The following is a 25,261-nucleotide window of genomic DNA, read 5'->3' as shown; positions in this document are numbered from 1 at the left end:
TGCGTGGCGGCAGGTCCCGCCGGGCTGGGTCAGGCCGCCTCGGCTTCCTCGGCAGCGGCGGCGTGGCGGCGTTCGCTTTCCTCGCGCGACAGCGCCACGGAGGTGCGCACGCCTTTGGACACGAACTCCATCAGGCCCGTCACGACCCGCTCGTTGGGGTCGATGCCGGCACAGGACAAAACTTCGCGCCCATCACGGGATCGCGCCCAGCGAGCGATCTGCTCGGGGCCGTTGCCATACTTCTTGTCATCGGCGATCGCATCGTCCAGAGCGGCGAGCACAACGGCGGCGAAGAGCTTTCGCGACCTCTGGCCTTGCTCGTAGTTGAATGCGGTGCCGTCAACGAAATCGCGCATTTCCTGTATCCATTATTCTTGCTCTTGCGTTTCCGGGCGTCCTGCTGTTTATGGCTTTTTGGCCCTGATTCGATATTCCCCTTTGGTCATGGCAGATATGCTCTGAATGCATAGCTTCTCCCCAAAGCATACCGTATCTTGTTGGCTTGCTAGTTGGCAGAGTGGCATATATAGGTGCCGCCCAACTCCATTCAACCTTTCGTCAAGGTTTAGACAGATGCCCAAGATCAATGGCAACGAAATTCGTCCCGGAAACGTTCTGGAACATGACGGTGGCCTCTGGGCCGCCGTGAAGGTCAGCCACGTCAAGCCCGGAAAGGGCGGCGCCTTCGCCCAGGTCGAACTCAAAAACCTGCGCGACGGCCGAAAACTGAACGAGAGATTCCGGTCCGAGGACAAGGTCGAGCGCGTGCGGCTTGACCAGAAGGACCAGCAATTTCTGTATGAAAATGACGGCATGCTCGTATTCATGGACAACGAGACGTTCGAACAGACCGAGCTGCCGGCCGACCTCCTCGGCGAACGTCGGCCCTTTCTGCAGGATGGGATGGTCGCGACAATTGAATATTACGGCGACGAGGCGCTCAGCGTTCAGCTGCCGCAGAAGGTCGTCTGCAAGGTTGTGGAGACCGAGCCCGTCGTGAAGGGCCAGACCGCGGCGAATAGCTACAAGCCCGCGATCCTGGACAACGGGGTCCGCGTCACCGTGCCGCCCTTCGTCGGCGAGGGCGAGGACATCGTCGTCCACACCGAGACGATGGAATATTCCGAACGCGCCTGATGGCAGGCTGGGGAACAAGACAGGGCCCCTTTCGGGACGTTCTAGTCTTTCAAGGAGAGGCGCGCAGCGCCCGCCTTCATCGCGCCCTCGGCCCTGTCGAAACGCAGCCAGGCGATCCCTTCGCCGCCTGATTGGGTAAAGAGCCGACCCGCGGGCTTGTCGCCCGCCGCAATCTCGGTGCCGACTGGGGCCGCGCCGTCCACTGAGATGGTGACGAGACCCTTGCGAAGCTCGGTCTTGTGTCGCATCCGCGCGGTGACCTCCTGCCCGACATAGCAGCCCTTTCGGAAGTCAACACCGTGGAGGCGCTCGAATCCGCATTCGAGTACATAGCTTTCGTCGGGGATCAGCTCGATTCCGGTTTCGGGTACGCAATGGGTCACGCGGATGGCGTCCCAATCGACTTCGGGTGTGGCGCCCGCTTCGGTGCTGTAGCGCCGCCAGCCGAGCGCGGGATGACGCGGATCGGGATGGGCGCCGGCAGGTGCGGGACCAAGCCCGCGCGTCACGGTTAGCGCTGTCTGGTCCAGCGTCACGTCGGCGCGCAGGCGGTACATCGACAGCCGGCGAATGAGCGCGTCGGCGTGATCGGATTTGACGTCGATGAGAATACGGTCGTCGTCCGGTACGAGGAAGAAATCGGCCAGATACTTGCCTTGCGGTGTAAGCAGCGCGGCATAGACGAGGCCGTCGCCGAGTTTCGCGACGTCATTCGTAACCAAGCCCTGCAGAAAGGCGGTGCGATCCTTACCGCCCACCGCGATGACGGTCCGATCGGGGGCGGATTCGCCAGTCATGGTCTTACTCTCCGAGTTCATCCGATCATTCCGAGAATTGGAGCCTGCAAAGGCTCGCGTAAAGACCGTCGGCAGCAAAAAGCGCTTCGTGGGTGCCCTGTTCGACGATGCGGCCCTGGTCCATCACGAGGATGAGATCGGCGTCGCGCACCGTCGCAAGCCTGTGTGCGATGACAAGCGTCGTGCGCCCGCGACTCAGCCGGTCAAGCGCTTCCTGCACGAGCGCCTCGCTTTGCGCATCGAGCGCCGAGGTCGCCTCGTCCATCAAGAGGATCGGAGCGTCGCGCAACAAGGCCCTTGCGATCGCCACCCGCTGACGCTGGCCGCCAGAAAGGCCCGAGCCTCGCGGGCCGGCCGGTGTCTCGATCCCTTGAGGCAGTTCGCGGACGAAGGCGCCTACATGAGCAGCTTCGAGCGCTTCGGCCAACGCGTCGGGAGCCACATCTGAGCGCCCCAGCGTCACGTTTTCACGGATCGTTTCGTCAAAGAGCCAGGCATCCTGGGTGACCACGGAAAAGAGGTCTCGGAGTGTTCCGAGTTCGATATCTGCAATGTTCGTATCGCCGATGGTGATCCGGCCCGAGTCCGGGTCGACCATCCGGGTGAGCAGGTTGAAGACGGTCGATTTGCCCGCTCCGGAGGGGCCGACGACCGCGGTTGTGCGGCCTGGCTCGGCCGTGAAACTGAGCCCGCGCAGAACCTCGTGGTCGCCATAGGACAGATGCACGTCCTCGAAGCGGATACGCATTTGCCCGACGGGCTGCGGGTCCGGTCGGGCAACCGGACGGATCGCGGCTTCGGTATCAAAGAGCCGGTAGAGCCGCGCGAGGCTCGCTGCCGCGACCTGCCAGGCGCCCGCCATGTCACCGAGGCGTCTGAGCGGCTGGAATGCCAGCGCGATGGCGGTGAAGAACGACATGAACTCGCCGATCGTGCGTTCGCCCGAGATGATCTCGCGCCCGGCAAGAATGAGGACGCCGAAGAAGCCGATCCCCGTGACCACGTCGATCAGCGCGGGCACAGACGCCCGGCTGACGGCTGTCTTGATCTCGGCGCGGACGATGCGTCCGGCGATGCCGCGGAACCGGCTAAGCTGGTAGTCCTCCATCCGGTTGAGCTTTACCGGAACGATGCCATGGAAGATCTCGTCAAGTCGCGTCGCGCGTGCGGCGGACTCGTTTCTCACGTGATCCGTCTTGCGCCGGATATAACGCTGGACCGCGAGTGTCGGCAGGATGAGGAGCGGTGCGCCGATCAGCGCGGCAAGCGTCCAGCGCAGGTCGATCGACACAGCGACACCGAAGAGTGCGACCAGAGAAATGACGTCTCGACCGAACCCCGCGATCAGCACCGTCCAGATGCGCTGCACCGCGAAGGTGTCGCCCTGGACACGCTCGATTAGCGCGCCGGGCGGGTTCGTCTGGAAGAACCCGCCGTCGAGCGTCAGTACATGGGCGAGCAGATCGACCTGCATCGCGCTGGTCGTCTTCATCGCGACGCTCGACATCAGCGCGCGGTTGATGATGAGCATCGTCGCGCGGATCAGGAACAGAGACAGGATCACGCCGCCCACCCACCAGATTGCGCCCGCGTCGCCTGCGACGAAGACCCGGTCGAACAGGGGTTTCAGCATCCAGCTGAGAACGCCGAGCGTGGAGCCCTCGATCGTCATGAAGACGAAGGCCGCGAGCATGGTCCATTTGTGCGACGCGAGGTAGTCGCGCCAGAGCCGTCCCAAAAGCCTGCGCGAGCTGTAGGGATCGGAGCGTCCGGTCTGGGAAAGGAGGGCGGTCACGGGACGGTTCGGTCCTTCGGTCACATCGCGGGGCACGGACGGGACCCGCGCGGGTCATGGCGATCTAGCCCGAATGAGGCGGGCTGGCAAGCGAGCGGCGCGGCATCGCAGCGGCTCAAGCGCGGGCTGCGGCAAGCGCCTCGGGCAGGGCGGACGCGAAATGGGCGAGGTCTTGCGGGCGGCCCGCGCTTACCCGGATGCAGCGGTCGTGTGGGGCAATGAAGGGCATGCGCACGAAGACGTCGCGTGAAACGAGCTCACTCAGCACCTTGCGGGCGAATGCACCGTCCGCGCCGCAATCCATCGTGACGAAATTCGTGGCCGAGGGCAGCGGGACTAGGCCGTTCAGCCGTGCGATGCGGGAGAGTTCATCCCGCGCGCCGGCGACCGTTTCCTGCACGACCGCGAGGTAGGCCTGATCTCCGAGCGCCGCGAGCGCGCCGGCCTGGGAGGTGCGGCACATGCCGAAATGGTTGCGGACCTTGTCGAAGGCGGCCACGAGATCGCGATGGGCGATGGCATAGCCCACCCGGGCGCCGGCCATGCCGTAGCCCTTGGAGAAGGTCCGCAGGCGGATCACGCGCCGGTCGTCCGGGTCGATCACGGGCGCCGTGCCGTCGGGCGCAAGCTCAAGGTAGGCCTCGTCGAGTGCGAGGAGCGCGCCTTCGGGCACGGCGTCGATCATCCGCTGGACGGAGTCTGAATCGTGCCATGAGCCCATCGGGTTGTCGGGATTGGCGAGATAGATGAGCTTCGCGCCGGTATCCGCAGCCTTGGCGGCCAGCGCCTCGGGGTCTTCATGGTCGCCCGCATATGGCACCTTGTGAAGCCTGCCGCCGTAGCCTGCGACGTGGAAGTTGAAGGTCGGGTAGGCTCCGTCAGAGGTGACTACGGGGTCACCGGGCGCGGCAAGCAGACGGACGAGGTAGCCCAAAAGCCCGTCAATGCCTTCTCCGACGACGACATTTTCCGATGGCACGCCGTGGTGTTCGGCCAAGGCTTCGCGCAGGTCGTGGTTCTCGGGATCGCCGTACATCCAGACATCGCGGGCAGCCTTTTCCATGGCCACGATGGCGCGGGGCGAGGGGCCGAAGACGCTTTCGTTGGCGCCGAGGCGGGCGGCGAAGGTGCGGCCGCGCGCGCGCTCCTGGGTTTCCGGCCCCACGAAGGGCACGGTCGAGGGGAGCGCGGCGGCTAGCTGGGTATAGCGTGGTCCGGTCATGGGCGGAGTGAAAGCCGAAAACGCACCGCCCGGCAAGCGATCAGTTCTTCACGAACCTGCGCCGGGCTTCCTCGGCGACGGCGCAGCGCTGCTCCAGGCGGGCGATCTCGGCCATGGCCGCGCGCCGTTCGGTCTCATCAGCTGCGGCAGAATATCGGGCCTTCGCCTCCTGGACCGCCTCTCTCAGCGAGATCTCGTCTGGCAGGGCGCCAGTTTCGGCCATGATGCGAAAGCCGATCGCCTCGCCCGGATCGATGAAAATGTCGCCCGGACGGACGGGCAGTGGCTCGTCCTCGCCCGCGAACTTGCCGAGCGCACCCTCGGCGCGGGCCTTCAGCATGCGGCGCTTGGCAATCCGGTTCAGCCATCCGGGCATCGGCATCTTGTTTATCCGAAATAGGTGCAGGTCCGGTTAACGGGAGGGTCGAGCGCGCCGTCCCCGTACCTTCGAGCCGCGTTCCGGACTGATAGTATCGGATCAGCCGATTTCGGCGAGCCGGCTCAATGCGGCCTTGAGTTTTGCGGCCTCATCCTCTCCGAGGTCGAGCTTTTCGCGGGTCTCCTCGACCACTTCCTCGGGGGCGCTTTCGACGAATTTCGGGTTACTGAGCCGCCCGCGGAGGCTGCCGAGATCCTTCTCAAGCTTATCCAATGTCTTGGAAAGACGCGCTTTTTCCTCCGAGATGTCGATGACGCCCTCCAAGGGGATCGCGAAGCCTCCGCCCTCGACGGCGATTGTGATCGCACCTTTCGGGGCCTGTCCTTCTGTCATGCCGTCGAGGCGGGCGAGGCGTTCGATCATGGGCGCGTTGTTGGCGTAGGCGGCGCGGCCTCTGACGTCGAGCGCGGTCTGGATGATCGGGAGTTTCAGCCCCGCCGGCACGTGCATCTGGGCGCGGGCGGAGCGGATTTCCTCGATGAGGCCGATCACCCAGTTCATCTCTCGGTCGGCGTTTTCGTCAATGAGGTCAGCGCCATAGTCCGGCCAGTCGGCATGGACGAGCTGCTTCGCCCGGTCGCCCGTCAGGCCCCAGAGTTCCTCGGTGACGAAGGGCATGATGGGGTGCAGCAGGATGTAGCACTGGTCGAGGACCCAGGCCATCGTGGCGCGGGTTTCTTCAGCGTGTTCGCCGTCCATCAGCGGCTTGGCGAATTCGACATACCAGTCGCAGACCTTGCCCCAGGTGAAGGCGTAGAGCGTGTTCGCCGCGTCGTTGAAGCGGTAGTTTTCGAGCGCCTCGTCGACGGCGATCCGGGCGCGGGCGACCTCTCCGATGATCCAGCGGTTGACCGTATGTTCCGCGTCGGGTTTCTGTAGTTGTTCCGTAGCTGCAACGTCCCTACGCAAGGCGCCGTTCATTTCCGCGAAACGGGTGGCGTTCCAGAGCTTCGTGGTGAAGTTCCGGTAGCCGGCGATGCGGTCCTTGGAGAGCTTGAGGTCGCGGCCCATCGCCGCCATCGCGGTCAGCGTGAAGCGCACCGCGTCGGCGCCGAATTCCTCGATCAGGTCGAGGGGGTCGAGGACGTTGCCCAGGGACTTCGACATCTTCTTGCCCTTCTCGTCGCGGACAAGCGCGTGGACGTAAACGGTATGGAAAGGAATCTGCTCTACGACTGCCAATTGCATCATCATCATCCGGGCGACCCAGAAGAAGATGATGTCGAAGCCGGTGACGAGGACAGAGGTCGGGAAGTATTTCTTGAGTTCGGGCGTGTCCTCGGGCCAGCCGAGCGTGCCGATCGGCCAGAGGCCCGAGGAGAACCAGGTGTCGAGGACGTCGGGGTCGCGCCAGACGGGATAAACTGGTCTCCCCTTGATTAGCGAGTCCCGGAGAACGTGCATGCCTTCTTTTGCATCTGCGACCACCTCGATGGTCCAACCAGATAGATCAGTGTCTCTGGCAATTGACGAGATGTGATCCTGCAACTCCTTTGCGTGAGGATCGAACACAGACAAGCAAAAGCGAGGAAAATCAGAGATGCCCGAGTAGGCATCTTGGCTTTGGAAGACGTTTAGCGTTGCACCTCGGTGTAGGCTGCCCGCCAGTTCGTACTCAAACTCGATGTCTCTCAGTCGCGGTCCATACCACACCGGAATCTGATGTCCCCACCAGAGCTGGCGGGAGATGCACCAGGGCTCGATGTTCTCGAGCCAGTGGTAATAGGTCTTGGCGTCGCGTTCAGGGAGAATCCGGGTGTAACCGGCGGCGTCGTCGAAGCTGCCGGCCTCGTGGGCGGACATGCCCTTGCGGACCGCCTCGAGCGCCGGTTCGACGATCTTCGCGGTGTCCACGAACCACTGGTCGGTCAGATAAGGCTCGATCGCGACCTTCGAGCGGTCGCCATGCGGGACCATGTGGCGGTCCTTGTCAATGCCGTCGAGCCAGTCCTCGGCGGAGGCTGTCTGGACGATCCAGTCGCGCGCCTCGTAGCGGTCGGTGCCGTCGATGGCCTCGTAGAGGCGTGCGAGGGCGTCGGCGTCGCAGCCCTCGGCGAAATCGGCATTGTCCTTCAGCCACATGGCCGCGCGGGTGGTCATCACGTTGATCGCGCGTAGGCCGCAGCGTTGGCCGACGCCCCAGTCGTTGAAATCGTGGGCGGGGGTGATCTTCACCGCGCCCGTGCCCTTGGTGGGGTCGGCGTAGTCGTCGGCGACGATCGGGATGCGGCGGCCGACCAGCGGCAGGATCACGTCCTTGCCGATCAGGTGCGTGTAGCGCGGGTCGTCCGGGTGGACCGCGACGCCGGTATCGCCGAGCATCGTCTCGGGCCGGGTCGTGGCGACGGTCAGGTAGTCGCGAGTCTCGCTCAAGGTGACGTTGCCGTCCTCGTCCTTCTCGACATAGTCGAAGGTCTCGCCGTCGGCGAGGCGATAGCGCAGCCGCCACATATGGCCGTCGACCTCGACCTGCTCGACCTCGAGATCGGAGATCGCGGTTTCGAAATGCGGGTCCCAGTTCACCAGCCGCTTGCCGCGGTAGATCATGCCCTTCTCGTACATCTCCACGAAGACCTTGATGACGGCGTCGTGGAAATTGCCTTCCTCTCCTTCGGGTGCCTCCGGGGCGCCGGACATGGTGAAGGCTTCGCGGTCCCAGTCGCAGGAGGCGCCGAGGCTCTTGAGCTGGTTCTTGATGTTGTCGCGGGACTTCACCTTCTGTTGCCAGACCCGCTGAATGAATTTCTCGCGCCCCATGTCGCGGCGGGAGAGGTTGCCTTCCTTGGCCAGCTCGCGCTCGACGACCATTTGGGTCGCGATGCCGGCATGATCGGTGCCGGGCTGCCAGAGCGTGTCGAAGCCGCGCATCCGGTGCCAGCGGGTGAGGATGTCCTGCAGCGTGTTGTTGAAGGCGTGGCCCATGTGGAGCGAGCCGGTGACGTTCGGCGGCGGGATCATGATGCAGAAGGTCTCATCGCGCGAGGCGTTGGCCCCGGCCTTGAAGGCGCCGGATTTCTCCCACTCGGCGTAGATACGCGCCTCGGCCTCATGGGCGTTGAAGGTCTTTTCCATCGGCATGATCAGCGTCCCGTCGTTAACCGGGTTTCCCTTAGCGAATGGGTACGGGAAGGGAAAGGGGGCGGGCGGTGGCCGTCAGTCGCGAAAGCCCGCCTTCGGGAGCGCGCGGCGGAGAAGCGCCACCATCCGGTCGTCGCGGAACGGGAAGACGGCGAAGAACTGCGCCAACGACGGTGCGTCGTCTCGCGCCGCCACCCGGGCCGCCCAGAAATCCGCGCGCGCGTCGTTGCCGGCGAGGCGCTGGGTGGCCGAGGCGATGGCCGCGATGTAGACATGCGCACCCGGCGACAGCGCGCCGCGTTCAGCCCATTGCGCGGCGGGCGCGAAGTCGCCCTCCGCCAGGCAGGCAAGGCCGCGGACCGTGTTCATCGCGTAGGCCAGGGGGTCGAGCGGGCTGAGCTTGAGCGCGGTGCCGGCATTGTCGTGGGCATGCATGGTATCGCCCGCGATCACGTTGACCCAGCCGCGGGAATAGTGGCCGGAGGCGAAGCTGGGGCTGAGCTCGACGGCGCGGTCGAGCCAGCCCATGCCGGCCTCGGGTCTGCCGTCGAGCCAGTGCGCGCGCCCGAGCGTGTAATTGGCGAAGGGGTCCAGCGGGTCGAGCTCCACCGCGCGTTCGGCGAAGCGCCGCGCCTCGGAGGCGTCGCGGTCGCGGTCGGGGGAGTAGACGAGAAACGCGCTCTGGAAGCTCGCGAAGGAGCGCGCGGCAAAGGCGCGGGCGAAGTCGGGATCCATTTCGGTCGCGCGGCGGAAGTGATCGGCGGCGAGCGCGTTGTCGGCCCGGTTGAAGCGGTACATGTGCCGCAACCCGATATGGTAGAGCGCCCAGGCGTCGAGGCGGTCGGATGTCCGGAGCCGCGCCTTTTCGGCCTCGTTGAGGGGGATGTGGACCTCGAGCGCCGCCATCACCTCGCCCACGATGCGCGTCCGGGTTTCGTGCAGGCCGTCAACCTGGGTCGTCGCCCGGTCCGACCAGATCACGCGGTGGGTGGCGGTGTCGGTCAGTTCGAGCCAGAGCGAGAGCGTGTCGCCGGCGATCTCGACGGTTCCCGAGAGGCAGTAGCCGGCGCCGAGGCTCTGGCGCAGCGCGTCGAAATCGATCGACGGGCCGCGGAAGCGGAACGAGGAGCCGCGCGCGATCACGCCGATCCAGCGCATCCGCGACAGCGACGAGATGAGCTCGGCCGGGAGCGCGTCGGCGAGCGTCGCCGTGAGGTGCGCGGTGCCGAGTTCCTCGAACGGCAGAACGGCCAGGACCGGGCGGCCGACACCGGCGTCCGCGGAGGGCGGCGCGGGGGACGGGCCGTCCGGGGCCGCCTCGGCGGCGAGGGCGGTCCGCACGGGCGCGACGAAGCGGAAGCCGCGTCCGCGCAGCGTGCGGACGAACCGCTGCGATGCGCCGTCGTCGCCGAGCGCATGGCGCACGGCCTTGATTCCGGTCGAGATGGCGGCGTCGGTGATGAATCGCCCGTGCCAGACCTTCTCGACGATTTCGTCCTTGGAGACCATGCGGTCGTGGCAATCGACGAGAAGTGCCAGGAGGTCGAAGGCGCGCGGTTCGAGCGTGACCTGCGCGCCCGCGCGCCGCAGTTCGGCGCGCGCGAGATCGAGTTCGAAATCCTCGAAGCGGTGCAGCACCGCGAGAGCCTACCTGATCGGCGATGACATCGCCAGATAATCGCCACGTTTCCTCAGCCAGTCCACAAGCTTCGGGCCTGTCGGGGGTGTAGAGCGGCGACGTGCGGTCCGGGCAGAGTGTCCGGTGCCGACATGACAACAGAACGCGCCCGGCCCTGACCGGCCGGGACACAGGAGGAGAAATCCCATGACTACGATGACCACACCCACCGTCGATCTCGCCGCCGTCAAGGAAAAGCAGCGCGCCGCCTGGGGCGCGGGCGACTATGCCGTGATCGGCACGACGCTCCAGATCGTCGGCGAGGAGCTGTGCGAGGCGATCGACCTGCGGGCCGGCACCAAGGTGCTCGATGTGGCCGCTGGCAACGGCAACGCGACGCTCGCCGCCGCGCGCCGGTTCTGCGAGGTGACCTCGACGGACTATGTTCAGGCGCTGCTCGACCGGTCGCGGAGGCGGGCCGAGGCCGAGAGGCTGGATGTGACCTACCAGATCGCCGATGCCGAGGCGCTGCCGTTCGCCGACGGGAGCTTCGACACGGTGCTGTCGACCTTCGGCGTGATGTTCACGCCCGATCAGGCGATGGCGGCGTCGGAGCTGGCGCGGGTCTGCCGGACGGGCGGCACGATCGGCATGGCGAACTGGACCGCCGATGGCTTTATCGGGCAGGTCTTCAAGACGCTCGGCAAGCACATTGCGCCCGCCCCGGGCGTGCAGTCGCCGGCCCGCTGGGGCGACGAGGGCGTGCTGCGCGAGCTGTTCAGCGACAAGGTGTCGGATATCCAGATCGTCGAAAAGGAGTTCGTGTTCCGCTATCGCTCCGCGGCGCATTTCCTCGACGTGTTCCGCACTTATTACGGCCCCCTGAACCGTGCCTTCCTGGCTCTGGGCGAGAAGGGGGATGCGCTTCGGTCCGATCTCGAGGCGCTGATCGCGCGCTTCAACGTCGCCGGCCGGGACGGATTCGTCGTGCCTTCGACCTATGCCGAGGTGCGCATCCGTAAGTGAGCACAGAGAGCGATGCCCCCGGCCTGGCTCTGCCGGGCCGGGGATGTCTTCGACGGCCGGGCGGCGAATCCACTCCCAACCGCCTGGCTTGTCGAAGCGGCCATTGACGATGCCTAAGCCCGGCGGCTGCGGGAGGCCTAGCTTTCCAGTGCCTTCTTGCGTTCGGCGTATTCCTTGGGATCGATCTCGCCCTTCGCGAGGCGTTCCTGCAGAATATCAAGTGCCGACGACCGCTTGCCCGCGCCCTGATCCATCCACCAGCGCACGGCGATCACGACGAGCGCGAGGAGGATCACCCAAAAGAGCACCATCATCAGTCCGCCGAACAACCCGTAGCCCATGCCGTAGCCGCTACCCCACATATGCCCGTCTCCCCACACGTGACCATGAAATTCGTCACTGCGCTCCCGGACTTGCGCCAATGCGCTGCCCGGGAGCGACAAAAGAGCGACGAATGCGGCCGAAAACCTTCGCCTGAATGCGTTCACCGCGATCTCCCTTCAGCTCGAAGCCGGTGCCAATCACCGTTTCCGACTGGACAGCATCAAAGCATGTTTACGAGGAACCTGACCTGATCCAGATCATGCCCCGGGGTCTTCGCGTGTGTCCGGGCCGAGATGACCTGTGTTTGCATGGAAACGTTACACCAAGCGCCTGAGCGGGCCCAATGAAGCCGAAAGCCGGTGACAATGTCGGTGCGACCGCGCAATTTGGCGCCAGTGACGAGCAAGGGAGGCGCAATGCATGGCGGAACTCACGGCCTTTTCGATGGACGGGGCAGGGGGCGTGGCACCGGTCGAGGTGACGGACCGCAAGCTGGCGGACTTGACGTCGCCCGAAGGCGGCTTTGTCTGGGTCCATGTGAATTTTGGCAGCGCGGCGGGGCTCGCCTGGCTCGACGCGGCGGGGCTTGATCCGATCGCGCGGGCGGCGCTGACCGCCGAAGAGACGCGGCCGCGCTGCACGCTCCATGGTGACATGGCGCTCATCAACTTGCGCGGCGTGAACCTCAACCCCGGCGCGGAGCCGGAGGACATGGTCTCGCTCAGGCTGTGCCTGTTGCCGGGGCGCATGATCTCCACCCAGCGCCGCGAACTCGCGGGCGTCGGCGACGTGATCGCGGGACTTCGGAGCGGCCACGGTCCGGCGACGCCTGGCGACCTGATCGCGCGGATCGCATTGAGGCTCGCCGACCGGGCCGAGCCTGTCGTAGCTGCGCTGAACGAGCGGCTCGACGATCTGGAGGATCAGGTGTCGTCGGAGGTGGGGCCGGAGCTGAGGCGCGAGCTCGCCGATGTCAGGCGGGTGTCGTCTGTCCTCAGGCGGTTCATGTTCCCCCAAAGGGATGCCCTGAGCACGCTCGAGATCGAGGAGCTCGACTGGCTCAGCCAGCGCGACAGGAGCCGTTTGCGCGAGGCGACAGAGCGGGTGACGCGGCTTGCGGAGGAGCTGGACGCGATCCGCGACCGCGCGCAGGTGGTGCGCGACCAGGTCGTGGACATCCGGGCCGAGGCGATGAACCGGCAGATGCTGGTCCTATCGGTCGTGGCGGCGATTTTCCTGCCGCTGGGGCTGTTGACGGGGCTTCTAGGCATCAACGTGGGAGGTATTCCCGGATCAAGTGTGCCTTGGGCGTTCTGGGCCGTTTGCGGGCTTCTGGGTGTGGTCTGCCTGTTCCAGATCTGGCTGTTCCGGCGGCTCGGGCTGCTCGGCTGATCGCCGACTTGCGGGCACGGCTCAGATTTCGTCCGCGTCTTCGGGGTCGCCGCGCGCCCCGCTGTTGAAGAAACGGTTCCCGGCCGCGCCGCGCAACGGTTGCAGGAGCATCCGGTCGAGCCAGAGGTCGCGGAGCGTCCGGAATTGTTCGATTCCGATCGTCATGCCGAGGTGCCCGTCGCGGGGCTGGGCGCGGTAGGTGCCGAGCAGGCGGTCCCACCACGGTAGGTTGAAGCCGAAGTTCGTGTTGGTTTCGGACGGGTGCACCGAGTGATGGACGCGGTGCATGTCCGGGGTCACGACGAAGAGGCGCAGGATGGCGTCGATGCGGCGCGGCAGGTCGATGTTCGAATGGTTGAAGATAGATGTGGCGTTCAAGAGGACCTCGAACATCAGGACGGCGACGGCGGGGGCGCCGAGGGCGGCCACGATCCCCAGCTTCAGGCCCATCGACAGGAGCACTTCGACGGGGTGGAAGCGGACGCCGGTCGTCAGGTCGAATTCCAGATCGGCATGGTGCATCCGGTGGAGCCGCCAAAGCGCTGGAACGGCATGAAAAAGGACGTGTTGGAGGTAGATCGCGAAGTCGAGGGCAAGGAAGGCGACAATGACGGCAATCCAGCCGGGAACGACGACGGCGTTCAACAGGCCCCAGCCGCGATCCTCCGCAATGACGGCGACGCCGACCGTGAGGACCGGGAAGGCGAGCCGGACGAGCGCGGCGTCGATCACGACGAGGGCGAGGTTGTTGGACCACCGGAGGACGCGCGGGATCTCGACGCGGCGGCGAGGGGCGGAGAGTTCCCAGAGCGCCATGGCGGCGAGCGCGGCGAGGAAGGCCGCGAGCCGGATCGGCACTTCGTAGATGAGGAGAATGTCGGACACGGGCGACCTCCGGGCGCCGCATCTTAGCAACGCGCCGGGGCAGCGCCAATGCCGGCTGCTAACGGGTGGCGGCGGCCGTTTCGTTCGTCAGCGGCTCGCGTTGGTCAGGCCGGATGACTGCCGGATCGTAGGGCTTGCGGTCGAAGACCTCGCGCACCATCGGGGCGAAGAAATTGAGCGGCAGGTCGTCGTGGTCGGGGTCGAATGAAGCCTGGTCCCAGCGTTCGCAGAATTCGGCGCAGTCGTCGAAATAGGGGTTGCCGCGGTGGCGGTCGCGCTTGTGCTGGTCGCCGCCGACGTGGTGGCCGTAATAGAGCATCTGGAAGTCGCCATGGGTCTGGACGACCCAGGTGCATTGCTCGCGGACGAAAGGCTTCAGGATCGTCGCGGCGTATTCGTCATGGTTGTAGGGCGCGTAGATGTCGCCGATGTCGTGCAGCAGCGCCGAGACGACCCAGTCGATGTCCGCCCCGTCGCGCCAGGCGCGGGTGGCGGACTGGACCGAGTGGCCGAGGCGGGTAATCTGGTAGCCCGAAAGTGACTTGTCGAGGTCGACGAGCGCAGCCAGGAGCCGGTCGGCGGTGTGCTTCGTATGATCGATCTCGTGCGCGGTGAGGAATTCGTATTCCTCCCTCGTACCGTCCTTCATCTGTTTGAAGTTGACCTTCTCCATCAGCGCGCCTCCGCGTAGAGCCCGTTTGCGTTCGTCGTGCCCTTCATCAGGAATTTGGCCTGAGCGGAGCGGATTTCATCGTAAAGCGCAAGGCTTTGGGGCGTGAAATTCGCGGTGGGCGGGCAGAAGTTAATGAAGTTGCCCGTCCGGTCGGCGCCCCGGGCGAGCATCGCGTAGTCCTTTTCCCCGACTAGCTGGGCGATTTCCGGCGTCACATAGCGCACCACCGCGCCGATCCGGCGGTCGTCCGACGCATTGGGGCCGGAGCCGTGGATCGTCAGCCCGTGATGCAGGCTGATCTGGCCGGGCATCAGTTCGATCGGCGCGCGGTCTTCGGACGCGACGTCGACCTTGATTTCTTGGCCGCGCGAGAGGAGGTTGTCCGCGGCGAAGGTGTCCTCGTGCGGCAGGATCGGGTTGAGGTGCGAGCCCTTCACGAACTCCATGCAGCCCGAGGCGCGGGTCGAGGGCGACAGCGCGAGCCACATCGTCACCAAGCCGTCGATCGCGCCGAGCCCCCAATAGGTGAGGTCCTGATGCATGGAGACCTTGTGCTTCGTGTGCGGTTCCTTAATGAAGAATTCCACGCCGTAAATCAGGAGGTCCGGCCCGAGGATGCCTTCGACGATGTCGAGGATCGCGGGGTCGGCGCCGATTCGATGCGCAAGCGGCATCACGCAGTTGGCGTTGACGCGTTTGTAGGTGTTGAGCGGCAAGGGCAGGCCGGCATCGAGCCAATCATGTTCGATTTGTTCGAGTTCGGACCGCCAGGCGCGGGCTTTTTCCGGCGGGATCGCCTGGATTGGGAAGAGATAGCCATCCTCCCAGTATTTCGCCTTTTCGGTTTCTGAAAGCCGGCCGTCGATCAAAGGCATGCACATGTTGGTCTCCCGTTCGTCGCTTAGTGGCGACGTTAGCGCGTGTGCGTTCGGGGTCAGAACGGTATCTCTTGCCGCTGAGAATAAGTTGAACTTATGCTCGGAGGCATGGAGCGCCCCCGCATCCCCTCGCTCAACTGGCTGCGCGTCTTCGAGGCGGCGGCGCGGACGGAAAGTTTCGCGCGGGCGGCGGCGGAGTTGAACATGTCGGCACCGGCGGTAAGCCAGCAGGTCAAGGCGCTTGAGGGCCATCTGGGGATGCCGCTTTTCATCCGCCACGCTCACGCGGTCCGCCTTACAGAGGCCGGGCGGGCATATCTTCCGTCGGTGCAGATGTCGCTGGTGTCACTCGAAAGCTCGACACAAGGATTGTTCGGGCGGGCCCGGGAGGAGCGGCTTTATGTGCAGGCGGTGCTGATCTTCGCTCAGGGAATTCTCGCGCCGCTTTATGGCGATTTCACCGCGCGCCACCCGGACATCGCACTGAACCTGACGACCGGTAACGCGACGGAGGACTTCGCCCATGCCTTCGCCGATCTGAAGATCGTGTTCGGCGCGCCTTCGGCCCACGGCCCGGCGCATGACCGGCTGATCGGCGAGGTGCTGTATCCCGTCGCCCGGCCCGACATCGCCGAAAGGATCGGGACGCCCGCCGATCTTCTGGCCCATCCGCTTCTGGAGGTTGCGACCCATCGCGCGGGGTGGCCGCATGTCTTCTCGCATCTGAAGATGCTGGGCGCGGGTGCGCGGTTCGTGATGGTCGATTCCACCGTCATGGCGGCAGCCCTGGCCGGGAGCGGTGCAGGCATCGCGCTGGCGCGCGCGCCGGCGAGCAACCCGGTCGTCGCGGCGCAGGGGCTGGTGCCCTGCCTGCCCGGGGTGTCGGTGCCGGGGCTGGAGCACTACCACCTCGTCTACCCGGAGGCGGCGACGCTCCGCCGCCCCGCGCGGGTCTTCCGCGACTGGCTGTTGGAAAGCTGCGCCACGATCGCTCGCGGCTGAAGCGTCACTTCGGCCCGACGAGCGCGAAAAGCGCACCCTGTGGGTCGTTTCCGACCATGATGAAGGCGCCGCCGGGAATCTCCATCGGGCCGTGAATGACCTTGCCGCCCGCTTCGTTCGTGCGCCCGATGGCGGCTTCGATGCCATCGGTGCCGAAATACGGGAGCCAGAAGGGCCGCTTCGGTCCCGGCATGCCGGGCGCCTGTTTCATCATGCCGCCGATATCGGTCTTGCCGTGGCGGAACATGTCGTAGCTGCCGCCGGGGCCCATATCCATGCTGTCGGCGGGCTTCCAGCCGAAATGCTTTCCGTAGAATTCCATCGCCGCTTTCGGATCCGAGGTCATCAACTCCTGCCATTGGGCGTGACCGGGCTTATCCTGGTCAAACGCATTGCTGTCGTCTTCGAGCGGTTGGAGAATCCCAATCGCCGCGCCCTGGGGGTCGGCGACGATGGCGAAGCGGCCGGTATCGGGGATGTCGGTCGGTTCCTGACGGACCGCGCCGCCCGCCTTCGCGATGGCCTTTGCGGCTTTGTCGCAATCTGTGACCGTCGCGTAGACCATCCAGAGCGGCTCGGTGTTCTGGCCCTGCGGTGCCATCATGCCCGCGACCATGTCGTCGCCGGATTTGGCGATACGGTAGTCGAAGCCCGGCATCCCGGCATCGGCGACTTGCCAGCCGAGCACGCGCCCGTAAAAGCTTGCGGCCCCATCGGGATCGGTCGTGGAAAGCTCGTACCAGCAGGGCTTGCCCCGTTTCGCCTTGGCCATGTTCGTCCTCCGTGTCGGTGTCTACCAGCGCCGAACCAGCGATATCCGGTCCGGATCGTGCGCGGACAAGCCTGCGCCGCGTGGCGGCCGAAGGCAAGGGTATCAGACCGCGCGGTCGAGCTTGGTCGAGAGATGGATGAGGCTTTCGGAACTTTTCACGCCCGTCATCTCGCCGATCTGGTCGAGCACGGTGTCGAGCACTGCGGTCGTCGGAGCGGCGACTTGCAGCAGGAAATCGACGCGGCCCGAGGTGGTGTGGATGCGCTCCACTTCAGGAATCGCCTTGAGCCGGGTCAGCACGTTCGCCTGCGCGCGCGGCTCGATCGTGAGAAGCACCGCGGCGCGGATGCGGCTTTGGCGGGCGGCCTCGCCGAGCTTGACCGTGTAGCCCGCAATCACGCCCGACGTCTCGAGCCGTTCAAGCCGGGCTTGAATGGTGGAGCGCGCGACCTTCAGTCGCCGAGCGAGCGTGGCCACCGACATTCGGGCGTCGGAGCCGAGATATCCCAGGATCGAGCGGTCGAGGTCGTCCATTCTGCAACACCGGCGTTTTGACTGCAATTTTCGTCATTCTAACGAAGTAGCGCAACAAATCTACTCTTTTGATCGGTCGAAATGTGCCTCATATCCGGCAAACTCGTTCAGGAGAAGGGCGGCTCATCCGCACCTGGCCTGGTTTGGTCAAATGCGTAAGCGCTTTCCAACCGGTGGTCCCGGGCAAGAGGTGGCTGCGCCTTGTTGGTGGAGTGACGCCGATGGGGCTTTCAAAGATGATCTGGACGAATCCGTCCGAATTCCTGCGCAACGAGCGGCCGCTCAGCCCCGTGATGTTCTTCGCACCGTCGGTTCTGCAGGCTACCGCGCGGCGCTTCATCGATGGTTTCCCGGGCTTCGTCACCTACGCGGTCAAGTCGAACCCCGAGGAGGTGGTGATCCAAAATCTCGTCGCCGCCGGCATCCGCGGCTTCGACGTGGCGTCGCCCGCCGAGATCGCGCTTATCCGCCGGCTCGCGCCCTCCGCCGACCTGCACTACAACAACCCTGTGCGCGCCCGGCACGAGATCGCCTACGCCGTGGAGATGGGTGTGAAATCCTATTCAGTGGACAGCCGGTCCGAACTGGCCAAGCTCATCAAGATCGTGCCGGCCGAGGGCACCGAAATCTCCGTGCGATTCAAGCTGCCTGTGGCGGGCGCGGCGTATAATTTCGGCGCCAAGTTCGGCGCGACAGTGGAGCGCGCGACCGAGCTACTGAGCGAAGTGGCGCTGCACGGCTTCGTCTCGTCGCTGACCTTCCACCCGGGCACCCAGTGCACCGATCCGATGGCCTGGGACGCCTATCTGCGCGCCGCGGCCGAGATCTGCCGCAACGCGGGCGTCACGGTCCGCCGCCTGAATGTCGGCGGCGGCTTCCCGTCGCACCGGCTGAACACTGAGTTGCCGCAGCTCGACGCAATTTTCGCGCTGATCCGGCGCGTGGCCGACGAGGCGTTCGAAGGCGCCCCGCCCGCGCTCGTCTGCGAGCCAGGCCGCGGTCTCGTCGCCGAGAGCTTCAGCCTTGCGGCCTGCGTGAAGGGACTGCGCGATGACGAGCACGTTTTCCTGAATGACGGCACGTATGGCTGCATGGACGAACTGCCGATCACCGGCATCATCGACCGTGTCGCAGTCATATCGCCTGAGGGTCAGCGCCGCGAGGGCGAGGCCCGGGCGCGCGTGATCTTCGGCCCGACATGCGACAGCGTCGACCGCCTTCCGGGCGAGGTCGATCTGCCGGGCGACCTGGCCGAGGGCGACTACGTCGTCTTCTCGGGCATGGGCGCTTATTCCACGGCCACCAATACGCGCTTCAATGGCTTCGGCGAGATGTCGGTCGCCACGGTGATGCGGCTGACCGTCTGACCTGACTGCGAGAATGTGACAGGGGCCGGCGCGGTCTGCGCCGGCCCTTTCGCGTTCGGACCCCGTCTCGGCACAAAAGCGTCACGGAATGGCCCCGCGATCGATCAACGTTTTGTCAAACTTGTCCGTCTAGACTGCGAGTACCGGGCCGTCCGGCCTATCTATCCAGTGCTGAAAGGCCTGCCGGACCGGTGAGCGCGGCTGCCCCATCCGGGACCACCGCCGAGGTTAACGCCGATGACGGCATTGCTGCATTGTTGCGGCCGGGGAAACGGAAACATTCAGTAACGGGAAGTTACGTATTCCTGACTTTAGGCGACTCGGAGCGTTGGGGTATGCTGGAACCAAGGGTGACGAAGCACGCTGCGACAAAAAGCGCGGCGAAGCAGGAGATGGGAAAGGGTGACGCGGCTCACTGATAAGCTGCTACGACTTTTGCGGATCGGCAGGCGTGTCGAGACACGCCACGCGGTGCCGGGCCGTGGACCCACGGACCATGTCGTCCTCCTGGACGGGACGCTCTCCACGCTCGACGATGGCCACGAGACGAATGTCGGGCTGATCTACAAGCTTCTCCGGGCGCAGCCGGCCTCGGCGCGCCTATCGCTCTATTACGAGGCGGGCGTGCAGTGGCACATGTGGCGCCACACCGCCGACGTGGCGATGGGGCGCGGGATCAACCGCCAGATCCGCCGCGCCTATGGTTGGCTTGCCACGCGCTACCGGCCCGGCGACCGGATCTTCCTGATCGGCTATTCGCGGGGCGCCTACGCGGTCCGCTCGCTGGCCGGGATCATCGATCAGGTCGGTCTTCTTCAGGCCAATCATGCCACCGAGCGGAACATACGCTTGGCCTACCGCTACTACCAGCGAGAAACCGAAAGCCGGTTCGAGTCGATTTTCCGTCGCCGCTTTTGTCACGAAAAGGCCGAGATCGAGATGATCGGCGTCTTCGACACGGTGAAGGCATTGGGTCTTAGGCTTCCAATCCTGTGGATGTGGACCGAGCCGCAGCATGAATTCCACAACCATGCGCTTGGCCCGATCGTCAAGCACGGCTACCACGCGCTGGCGCTGAACGAGAACCGGGCGGCCTTTGATCCGATCCTGTGGGACACGCGCAACGGCGAGTGGCAGGGACGAATAGAGCAGATGTGGTTTCGTGGCACCCATGGCGACGTGGGCGGCCAGCTTGGCGGCTTCCTGCCGGCGCGGACGCTCGCGAATGTCCCCCTGGTTTGGATGGTGGAGAAGGCGGAGCACTGTGGCCTAGTATTGCCCGACGGTTGGCGGGAGCGCTTCCCGACCGATCCTTCGGCGCCTTCCGTCGGGACGACGCGCGGCTGGGGTAAGTTATTTGTCCTGCGTGCGCGCCGCAGGGTCGGGCGCGATCCGTCCGAAAGCCGCCACCCCACAGCGATGGTCGGTCCGCCGCGTCGGGAATGGCGCATTCCCGTCCTGCGGTTGAGCCGCCGCGCCTGAGGCGCCCGCGCGCTGAACTACATTCATCTGCACGACATGGGGCCGCGTGACGGTCCCGCGGCATCTTGGCCGATCGGTATACCATTCCGGTCGGCCAAGGGATGGCGTATCCGCGTCGTCAGCCGTCAAACAGGCCGATATCCCTGCGGATATGTTCGGACAGGTCGCTCAGCGCGCGCCTTGCGAGCTTTTCCTTCTGTTCCGTCGGTAGGGGCCTTCGACGGACCAGTCGCGCGAGCTTCTGGGATAAGCTGCTCTCGATAGAATGCGCTGCGGTGTAATCGGTCATCGAATGAGTCCATTTGCTACGTTTCCTGCTTATAATTTGGTCAGAATCGAATAGTTCGCCAATCGAACGTGAGTCATCTGACATAAGTGGGACTTATGACTTTGCAGCCGCCTCTCCCCCCGCTCGCGGCGATCCGCGTGTTCGAGGCCGCAGCCCGGCACGGCAGTTTCACCCGCGCGGCCGCCGAGCTTGGCATGACGCAGGCCGCGGTGAGCTACCAGGTCAAGGTTCTGGAGGACCGGGTCGGGATGCCGCTCTTTCGCCGCCGCGCGCGGGGCGTGTGTCTGACGGCCGAGGGGGCGCGACTTGCCGAGCGGTCGGGCGAGGCGATGGAGATCCTCCGCCAGGCCTTCGCGGAGGCGCGGCGCGACAGCCAGGAGACGCTTGTGATCAGCGTGCTCGCCACCTTCGCTACCCACGTGCTCGCGCCGGCGCTCGGCCGGTTCCAGATCGAGCATCCTGAAATAACGACCCGCGTCGAGGTCGACCACCGGCTGGCGGATCTTCTGACCGGAGAGGCCAGCGTCGCGATCCGCGCCGGGCAGGGCAAGTGGCCCGGGCTCATGGCCGACCATCTGATGCGGTCGCGCTTCACGCCGATGGTCAGCCCCGAATTCGAGCGCCGCCACGGGCCATTCCGGAAGCCGCAGGATCTGCTCAAAGTGCCCCGGCTCGACGCGGATGATCCGTGCTGGGCGCTGTGGTTCGAGGCAGCGGGCGTGCCGCCGCCACCTGTCGGTGCGCGCGGCAGTTCGTGGCTCGGCGCGCAGATCCTCGATGCCCAGGCGGCGCTGGCCGGGCACGGCGCCTGCCTGCTAACGCCGCTTTACTTCCGCAGCGCGCTGGAGCGGGGCGACCTGATCCAGCCATTCGACCTCGTGGCCGAGGAGGATCTCTCGCTCTGGCTCGTCTATCCGGAACGGCGGCGCAACGCGCCCGCGGTGCGCGCCTTTCGAGCATGGCTACTCGCAGAGATGCGCGCGCTCGGCGGCGATGTGGTCCGGCAGGCAGCCGGAGCGTAGAGCGCTCAGATCTTCATTTTCTTGAAGATGAATTCCGGGATATGGCGGATGATCAGCATGATGTAGCGCCAGAAGAAGGGCGTGTAGATCACGTTGCGACGCCTCCGGACAGCGTTCAAGATGTCCGTGGCGACATTCTCGGGCGAGGCGACGAGGAACATGCCCGGCAGCCCCCAGGTCATGCCGGTGTCGACGAAGCCGGGCTTGACGGTGACCACGTGGCCGCCCGCCCGCGTCAGCCGGTTCCTGAGACCCGAGAGGTAAGTCGCGAAGCCCGCCTTGGCCGAGCCGTAGACGTAGTTGCCGATCCGCCCCCGGTCGCCCGCGACCGAGCCGACGCCGACCACCGTGCCGCCGCCCCGCGCCTCCATCACCGGCGCGATCATCTGGAGGAACCGCGCGGGGCCGGTATGGCTGTCGGTCACGACGCCGTCGATGAGCGAGGGATCGGCGTCGATCGCCGCCTGTTCGGGCATCGAGCCGACGAAGACGGCGGCGTTGATCTCGCCCTCCTCGGATTCGAGGCGCTCGACAAGGGCGGCGAAGCCCTTGGGTTTGCGGGCATCGAAGGCCATGGCCTCGGCGAACCGCGCGCCGCGAAGCGCGCAGTCGCTGGCGATGGCCTTCAAGTCGTCAGTGTCGCGGCCCGCGAGGAGTACACCCGCGCCTTCGGCCGCGACGGCGCGCGCGAACGCCCGCGCCATAGCCGAGGTCGCGCCGAGGATGATCCAGGTCGAGGTCATGGCGCGCTCCTGAGGCTGAGACGGCGAACAAGGTCGGTCGCGAGCGCGCCCTCCGGGTCGGCCTTGGCGACGGCGGCCTGCCAGTCGGCTAGATCGGGATACATCCCGCGGATATCGGTCCCGCGTGCGAGGCTGTCCTTTGCGAAATAGATCCGTCCGCCGGCATCGGCCGCGTGGTCTTCGAGTTTCTTGATCAGCTCGCGCGCCTCGGCGCGGTTTGGGAAATCGACGGCGAGCGTGTAGCCTTCCATCGGGAAACTGAGGAAGCCCGCGCGTCCCGGACCCATGCGCTTCAGGACCGCGAGCGGCGAGGCGAGGCCGGAATTCGCGATCTCCTCCAGCATATCGCGCAAGGCGGGGGCGGAGGCGATGGGCACGACGCACTGGAACTGGTGGAAGCCCTTCTTGCCGTAAAGCTTGTTCCAGTCGTGGATCTTGTCGAGCGGGAAAAAGAAGTCCGAAATCGGCTTGACGACCGTGCGTCCGGTATCCGGCACGCGGCGGTAGTAGGCTTCGTTGAAGGCGCGCACGATCGGGGCCGCTAGCGCAAAGCGCGGCGCGTCGAAGGGTACCTTGCGGTACTTCACGCGCTTCGGCACAAGACCGGAGCCGGTTTCACCTTCTTCCAGAATCCCGCGGCCGAGCTTCGCGCCCTTGGCGGTCGCGTCGACCCAGCCGACGGTATAGGTGGCCTCGGAGGCGTCGAGGAGCGCGAGGAATTCGTCCCAGCCGTCGACGCGCCGTTCAGTCACGACCATCACGTCGCCCTTGCAGGCAAGAAGTTTCAGACGCGCCGAGACGATCACGCCGGTTTGGCCGAGCCCGCCTGCGGTCGCGCGAAAAAGATCGGGCGCCTTCTCGGGCGTGACCTCGACGGTGCCCTGGCCGTTGCGGAGCGTCAGTGAGACGACATGTTCGCAGAAGGACCCGGCGTGATGGTGGTTCTTGCCGTGGACGTCCTGCGCGATGCAGCCGCCGACGGTCGCGAAACCGGTGCCGGGCATAACCGCCGGTAGCCAGCCTTTCGGCGCGAACGCGGCGGCGATTTCGCCGATGCGGGCGCCGGCCTCCACGTCCAGAACGCCGGCCGCCGGGTCGAAGGAGATCATCCGGTCGAGCCGGGTCATGTCGATCACCCGCCCCCCGTCGTTGAGCGCGGCGTCACCGTAACTGCGGCGCATCCCGATCGCGGGGACCAGGCTGTCGGCCAGGATCTCCTCGAGCGCGCGCCGCCGCTCGGGGCGGGCGATTTCACCGTGGGCGGTCAGTGCCCGGCCCCAGCCGGCGTAGTCAGCCTCTTTCCAGCGCATGTGCCCCTCTCAATGACGCCCTCTCGGCGAAGGGAAAGACCGCCATGCCGATCGCGAGCGCGAACCACAGCGTCGTGACCCGGATGATCGCCGTGGCAGGCACCGAAACCTCCATCGGCACGCCGTCGAGCGCGAGCAGCGCGATCATCGCGGCTTCGGCCCCTCCGACGCCTCCGGGCGCGCCTGTGAGCCCGCCGGCGAGCGTGGCGAAGACGAAGATGGCGATGGCCTTCATCAGCCCGATGTCGGCCCCCATCCAGCCGAGAAGCAGATGAAACGCGTAACCTTCGGCGAGCCAGCCCACGATGCCGAGGGCGAGCGCGGGCGCCATGACGCGCGGGTCGGAAAACCGCGCCACCGAGCGGGCGGCCTGCCGGAGCCGGCCGAAGAGCCTTTGCCAGCGGCCGATGGCGCGGTGGGCGAGCGTGACGAGGCTGGCGAGGAGACGGGGGCGCGTCGCCACATAGGCGGCGGCGAGCGCGGCGATCGTGACTGGGACGGCGCCAGTCATGCCACCTGCGGCGAGCGCGAGCGACAGCGCAAGGATCAGCGCCATCGCGGCGAGGTCCGAGGCGCGGTCCATGAGCGCGAGCGGCGCGGTTCGTTCGTAGGCCCAGCCGGTCTCGCGCTTGAGCCAGCGCATGCGCACGAGTTCTCCTACCCGTCCGGGGGTGACGACCATCGCGAAGCCGCCGAGGAAGTGGCGGATGTCTTGGCCGGGGGTCGTCGCGATGCCTAGCCGGCGCGCGAAGAGATGCCAGCGCAGCCCGCGCAGGAGGTAGTTGACCAGCGAAAGCAGAAGCAGGATCGCCCCCTGCCAGAGCGTCAATCGCGCAATCTGGGCCCGGGTTTCTTCCCATCCGGTCGCGGCAGCAAGGCCGATGAGCCCGGCGATGAATAGCGCAAGCAGCGCCGCCACGACCACGACGTCGCGCGCACGTCGGCTGCGCGGCGCGGGAGGCTTGTCGGGAAGGGGCAGATCAGCGCTCATCATTGTCCCGCTCGCTAGCAACGGATTGGGGCAGGATTAAGGATTTGTCTCGGAAAAGTTGACAGTCGCGGGGGCGTTTCAGACGAACACGTCCTGCCACTCGGGATGGCGCGCCGCCAGCGATTTTACGAATGGGCAGAGCGCGATGATGGTGAAGCCGCGCGACCGGGCATCGGCGACCAGCGCCTCGACCAATTGGCGGCCCGCGCCGGTGCCGCGCAGGGCATCGGGCACGCCTGTATGGTCGGCGATGATCTTCGTCGGGCTCACGATCGAGAAGGTCAGTTCGGCCTCCTCGCCCGACTGGACCAGCACGTAACGGCCCTTAGCAGGGCCGCTTTCGCGCGTGATCTCAGGCTCAGACAATCGTCGCCTCGGTTGCGGCACGGAGTTCGTCTTCGCTGACGCCCTCGGCGGTCTCGACGATCTTCAGGCCGCCCTCGACCACGTCGAGGACGCCGAGATTGGTGATGATCCGGTCGACG

At 65.8% G+C, this 25,261-nt stretch carries 25 protein-coding genes and 1 pseudogene; 7 read left to right on the top strand and 19 right to left on the bottom strand.

What is annotated here, in order from left to right:
- Nucleotides 1-29: 29 nt before the first annotated feature.
- A complete protein-coding gene (locus DEA8626_RS18420; protein WP_108854720.1) occupies nucleotides 30-356 on the bottom strand; it encodes a DUF6280 family protein in 327 nt (108 codons plus the stop codon).
- A gap of 217 nt (nucleotides 357-573) precedes the next feature.
- Here DEA8626_RS18420 and efp point away from each other — a divergent pair, with 217 nt between their 5' ends.
- Nucleotides 574-1,137, top strand: coding sequence for an elongation factor P (efp, locus tag DEA8626_RS18415; protein ID WP_108854719.1), 564 nt, complete (start codon nucleotides 574-576; stop codon nucleotides 1,135-1,137).
- 41 nt (nucleotides 1,138-1,178) lie between these two features.
- Here the strand turns inward: efp and ygfZ are convergent, their stop codons facing one another.
- The 6 genes from ygfZ to DEA8626_RS18385 form a co-directional block, all read right to left on the bottom strand.
- Nucleotides 1,179-1,934 (bottom strand): CAF17-like 4Fe-4S cluster assembly/insertion protein YgfZ, encoded by a 756-nt coding sequence (gene ygfZ, locus DEA8626_RS18410; protein WP_108854718.1) that lies wholly within the window; start codon nucleotides 1,932-1,934, stop codon nucleotides 1,179-1,181.
- Between the two features lie 25 nt (nucleotides 1,935-1,959).
- Nucleotides 1,960-3,627, bottom strand: coding sequence for an ABC transporter ATP-binding protein (locus DEA8626_RS18405; protein WP_108854804.1), 1,668 nt, complete (start codon nucleotides 3,625-3,627; stop codon nucleotides 1,960-1,962).
- 217 nt (nucleotides 3,628-3,844) lie between these two features.
- Nucleotides 3,845-4,951 (bottom strand): pyridoxal phosphate-dependent aminotransferase, encoded by a 1,107-nt coding sequence (locus tag DEA8626_RS18400; protein WP_108854803.1) that lies wholly within the window; start codon nucleotides 4,949-4,951, stop codon nucleotides 3,845-3,847.
- A gap of 40 nt (nucleotides 4,952-4,991) precedes the next feature.
- Nucleotides 4,992-5,333 (bottom strand): DnaJ family domain-containing protein, encoded by a 342-nt coding sequence (locus DEA8626_RS18395; RefSeq protein ID WP_108854717.1) that lies wholly within the window; start codon nucleotides 5,331-5,333, stop codon nucleotides 4,992-4,994.
- A 96-nt stretch (nucleotides 5,334-5,429) separates the two neighbouring features.
- Nucleotides 5,430-8,468, bottom strand: a complete 3,039-nt coding sequence (locus DEA8626_RS18390) for a valine--tRNA ligase (RefSeq protein WP_108854716.1) — start codon at nucleotides 8,466-8,468, stop codon at nucleotides 5,430-5,432.
- A 75-nt stretch (nucleotides 8,469-8,543) separates the two neighbouring features.
- The gene (locus tag DEA8626_RS18385) at nucleotides 8,544-10,106 is read right to left on the bottom strand and encodes a winged helix-turn-helix domain-containing tetratricopeptide repeat protein (RefSeq protein WP_108854715.1); all 1,563 of its coding nucleotides are present in this window, start codon (nucleotides 10,104-10,106) and stop codon (nucleotides 8,544-8,546) included.
- Nucleotides 10,107-10,293: 187 nt separating this feature from the next.
- Here DEA8626_RS18385 and DEA8626_RS18380 point away from each other — a divergent pair, with 187 nt between their 5' ends.
- Nucleotides 10,294-11,112, top strand: a complete 819-nt coding sequence (locus tag DEA8626_RS18380; RefSeq protein WP_219929221.1) for a class I SAM-dependent methyltransferase — start codon at nucleotides 10,294-10,296, stop codon at nucleotides 11,110-11,112.
- A 137-nt stretch (nucleotides 11,113-11,249) separates the two neighbouring features.
- Here DEA8626_RS18380 and DEA8626_RS18375 read toward each other — a convergent pair whose 3' ends face one another.
- Nucleotides 11,250-11,474, bottom strand: coding sequence for an SHOCT domain-containing protein (locus DEA8626_RS18375; RefSeq protein ID WP_108854714.1), 225 nt, complete (start codon nucleotides 11,472-11,474; stop codon nucleotides 11,250-11,252).
- Between the two features lie 382 nt (nucleotides 11,475-11,856).
- On the opposite strand from DEA8626_RS18375, the gene DEA8626_RS18370 reads away from it, so the two are divergent.
- A complete protein-coding gene (locus DEA8626_RS18370) occupies nucleotides 11,857-12,828 on the top strand; it encodes a zinc transporter ZntB (protein ID WP_245890918.1) in 972 nt (323 codons plus the stop codon).
- A gap of 21 nt (nucleotides 12,829-12,849) precedes the next feature.
- Here the strand turns inward: DEA8626_RS18370 and DEA8626_RS18365 are convergent, their stop codons facing one another.
- Genes DEA8626_RS18365 through DEA8626_RS18355 form a run of 3 tightly spaced genes read right to left on the bottom strand, consistent with a single transcriptional unit; the run spans nucleotide 12,850 to nucleotide 15,267 of the window.
- Complete coding sequence (locus DEA8626_RS18365) at nucleotides 12,850-13,713, bottom strand: sterol desaturase family protein (RefSeq protein WP_245890917.1); 864 nt, start codon at nucleotides 13,711-13,713, stop codon at nucleotides 12,850-12,852.
- Between the two features lie 58 nt (nucleotides 13,714-13,771).
- A complete protein-coding gene (locus DEA8626_RS18360; protein WP_108854713.1) occupies nucleotides 13,772-14,386 on the bottom strand; it encodes an HD domain-containing protein in 615 nt (204 codons plus the stop codon).
- On the bottom strand, nucleotides 14,386-15,267 hold the full coding sequence (locus DEA8626_RS18355; RefSeq protein WP_108854712.1) for a phytanoyl-CoA dioxygenase family protein: 882 nt from the start codon (nucleotides 15,265-15,267) through the stop codon (nucleotides 14,386-14,388). The genes DEA8626_RS18360 and DEA8626_RS18355 overlap by 1 nt, the downstream gene beginning before the upstream one ends.
- A gap of 105 nt (nucleotides 15,268-15,372) precedes the next feature.
- Between DEA8626_RS18355 and DEA8626_RS18350 the strand changes: the two genes are divergently transcribed.
- Nucleotides 15,373-16,266, top strand: a complete 894-nt coding sequence (locus tag DEA8626_RS18350; RefSeq protein ID WP_108854799.1) for a LysR family transcriptional regulator — start codon at nucleotides 15,373-15,375, stop codon at nucleotides 16,264-16,266.
- A 4-nt stretch (nucleotides 16,267-16,270) separates the two neighbouring features.
- Here DEA8626_RS18350 and DEA8626_RS18345 read toward each other — a convergent pair whose 3' ends face one another.
- Both DEA8626_RS18345 and DEA8626_RS18340 read right to left on the bottom strand, forming a co-directional pair.
- A complete protein-coding gene (locus tag DEA8626_RS18345; RefSeq protein WP_108854711.1) occupies nucleotides 16,271-17,038 on the bottom strand; it encodes a VOC family protein in 768 nt (255 codons plus the stop codon).
- 102 nt (nucleotides 17,039-17,140) lie between these two features.
- Nucleotides 17,141-17,572, bottom strand: a complete 432-nt coding sequence (locus DEA8626_RS18340) for an Lrp/AsnC family transcriptional regulator (RefSeq protein ID WP_108854710.1) — start codon at nucleotides 17,570-17,572, stop codon at nucleotides 17,141-17,143.
- A gap of 221 nt (nucleotides 17,573-17,793) precedes the next feature.
- Here DEA8626_RS18340 and DEA8626_RS18335 point away from each other — a divergent pair, with 221 nt between their 5' ends.
- Nucleotides 17,794-18,939, top strand: coding sequence for a type III PLP-dependent enzyme (locus DEA8626_RS18335; RefSeq protein ID WP_108854709.1), 1,146 nt, complete (start codon nucleotides 17,794-17,796; stop codon nucleotides 18,937-18,939).
- Between the two features lie 402 nt (nucleotides 18,940-19,341).
- On the top strand, nucleotides 19,342-20,421 hold the full coding sequence (locus DEA8626_RS18330) for a T6SS phospholipase effector Tle1-like catalytic domain-containing protein (RefSeq protein WP_108854708.1): 1,080 nt from the start codon (nucleotides 19,342-19,344) through the stop codon (nucleotides 20,419-20,421).
- Nucleotides 20,422-20,539: 118 nt separating this feature from the next.
- Here DEA8626_RS18330 and DEA8626_RS21160 read toward each other — a convergent pair whose 3' ends face one another.
- On the bottom strand, nucleotides 20,540-20,710 hold the full coding sequence (locus tag DEA8626_RS21160; protein ID WP_181366517.1) for a hypothetical protein: 171 nt from the start codon (nucleotides 20,708-20,710) through the stop codon (nucleotides 20,540-20,542).
- 137 nt (nucleotides 20,711-20,847) lie between these two features.
- Here DEA8626_RS21160 and DEA8626_RS18325 point away from each other — a divergent pair, with 137 nt between their 5' ends.
- Nucleotides 20,848-21,732: a LysR substrate-binding domain-containing protein gene (locus DEA8626_RS18325; protein ID WP_245890916.1), complete on the top strand. Its 885-nt coding sequence runs from the start codon at nucleotides 20,848-20,850 to the stop codon at nucleotides 21,730-21,732.
- 5 nt (nucleotides 21,733-21,737) lie between these two features.
- Here DEA8626_RS18325 and DEA8626_RS18320 read toward each other — a convergent pair whose 3' ends face one another.
- From DEA8626_RS18320 to DEA8626_RS18300, 5 genes and pseudogenes are all read right to left on the bottom strand, one after another.
- On the bottom strand, nucleotides 21,738-22,475 hold the full coding sequence (locus DEA8626_RS18320; protein WP_108854706.1) for an SDR family oxidoreductase: 738 nt from the start codon (nucleotides 22,473-22,475) through the stop codon (nucleotides 21,738-21,740).
- The gene (locus DEA8626_RS18315) at nucleotides 22,472-23,785 is read right to left on the bottom strand and encodes an FAD-binding oxidoreductase (protein ID WP_108854705.1); all 1,314 of its coding nucleotides are present in this window, start codon (nucleotides 23,783-23,785) and stop codon (nucleotides 22,472-22,474) included. Before DEA8626_RS18315 ends, DEA8626_RS18320 begins: the two co-directional genes overlap by 4 nt.
- A complete protein-coding gene (locus tag DEA8626_RS18310; RefSeq protein WP_108854798.1) occupies nucleotides 23,766-24,776 on the bottom strand; it encodes a lysylphosphatidylglycerol synthase transmembrane domain-containing protein in 1,011 nt (336 codons plus the stop codon). Before DEA8626_RS18310 ends, DEA8626_RS18315 begins: the two co-directional genes overlap by 20 nt.
- 78 nt (nucleotides 24,777-24,854) lie before the next feature.
- Nucleotides 24,855-25,142, bottom strand: a complete 288-nt coding sequence (locus DEA8626_RS18305) for a GNAT family N-acetyltransferase (protein WP_108854704.1) — start codon at nucleotides 25,140-25,142, stop codon at nucleotides 24,855-24,857.
- A pseudogene (locus DEA8626_RS18300) lies at nucleotides 25,135-25,261 on the bottom strand (succinyl-CoA--3-ketoacid-CoA transferase); the annotation flags it as partial. The gene DEA8626_RS18305 and the pseudogene DEA8626_RS18300, both read right to left, overlap by 8 nt.

Source organism: Defluviimonas aquaemixtae (genome assembly GCF_900302475.1).
GTDB lineage: Bacteria > Pseudomonadota > Alphaproteobacteria > Rhodobacterales > Rhodobacteraceae > Albidovulum > Albidovulum aquaemixtae.
Note: the sequence above shows the minus strand (reverse complement) of the source record. Positions and strands in the feature narration are given on the sequence as shown.

Excerpts from the sequence above, each read along its gene's own strand:
- DEA8626_RS18420 (WP_108854720.1), bottom strand. The coding sequence starts at position 356 with ATGCGCGATTTCGTTGACGGCACCGCATTCAACTACGAGCAAGGCCAG.
- efp (WP_108854719.1), top strand. The coding sequence starts at position 574 with ATGCCCAAGATCAATGGCAACGAAATTCGTCCCGGAAACGTTCTGGAA.
- ygfZ (WP_108854718.1), bottom strand. The coding sequence starts at position 1,934 with ATGACTGGCGAATCCGCCCCCGATCGGACCGTCATCGCGGTGGGCGGT.
- DEA8626_RS18405 (WP_108854804.1), bottom strand. The coding sequence starts at position 3,627 with ATGCTCGCGGCCTTCGTCTTCATGACGATCGAGGGCTCCACGCTCGGC.
- DEA8626_RS18400 (WP_108854803.1), bottom strand. The coding sequence starts at position 4,951 with ATGACCGGACCACGCTATACCCAGCTAGCCGCCGCGCTCCCCTCGACC.
- DEA8626_RS18395 (WP_108854717.1), bottom strand. The coding sequence starts at position 5,333 with ATGCCGATGCCCGGATGGCTGAACCGGATTGCCAAGCGCCGCATGCTG.
- DEA8626_RS18390 (WP_108854716.1), bottom strand. The coding sequence starts at position 8,468 with ATGCCGATGGAAAAGACCTTCAACGCCCATGAGGCCGAGGCGCGTATC.
- DEA8626_RS18380 (WP_219929221.1), top strand. The coding sequence starts at position 10,294 with ATGACTACGATGACCACACCCACCGTCGATCTCGCCGCCGTCAAGGAA.
- DEA8626_RS18375 (WP_108854714.1), bottom strand. The coding sequence starts at position 11,474 with ATGTGGGGTAGCGGCTACGGCATGGGCTACGGGTTGTTCGGCGGACTG.
- DEA8626_RS18370 (WP_245890918.1), top strand. The coding sequence starts at position 11,857 with ATGGCGGAACTCACGGCCTTTTCGATGGACGGGGCAGGGGGCGTGGCA.
- DEA8626_RS18360 (WP_108854713.1), bottom strand. The coding sequence starts at position 14,386 with ATGGAGAAGGTCAACTTCAAACAGATGAAGGACGGTACGAGGGAGGAA.
- DEA8626_RS18355 (WP_108854712.1), bottom strand. The coding sequence starts at position 15,267 with ATGTGCATGCCTTTGATCGACGGCCGGCTTTCAGAAACCGAAAAGGCG.
- DEA8626_RS18350 (WP_108854799.1), top strand. The coding sequence starts at position 15,373 with ATGGAGCGCCCCCGCATCCCCTCGCTCAACTGGCTGCGCGTCTTCGAG.
- DEA8626_RS18345 (WP_108854711.1), bottom strand. The coding sequence starts at position 17,038 with ATGGCCAAGGCGAAACGGGGCAAGCCCTGCTGGTACGAGCTTTCCACG.
- DEA8626_RS18340 (WP_108854710.1), bottom strand. The coding sequence starts at position 17,572 with ATGGACGACCTCGACCGCTCGATCCTGGGATATCTCGGCTCCGACGCC.
- DEA8626_RS18335 (WP_108854709.1), top strand. The coding sequence starts at position 17,794 with ATGGGGCTTTCAAAGATGATCTGGACGAATCCGTCCGAATTCCTGCGC.
- DEA8626_RS21160 (WP_181366517.1), bottom strand. The coding sequence starts at position 20,710 with ATGACCGATTACACCGCAGCGCATTCTATCGAGAGCAGCTTATCCCAG.
- DEA8626_RS18320 (WP_108854706.1), bottom strand. The coding sequence starts at position 22,475 with ATGACCTCGACCTGGATCATCCTCGGCGCGACCTCGGCTATGGCGCGG.
- DEA8626_RS18315 (WP_108854705.1), bottom strand. The coding sequence starts at position 23,785 with ATGCGCTGGAAAGAGGCTGACTACGCCGGCTGGGGCCGGGCACTGACC.
- DEA8626_RS18310 (WP_108854798.1), bottom strand. The coding sequence starts at position 24,776 with ATGAGCGCTGATCTGCCCCTTCCCGACAAGCCTCCCGCGCCGCGCAGC.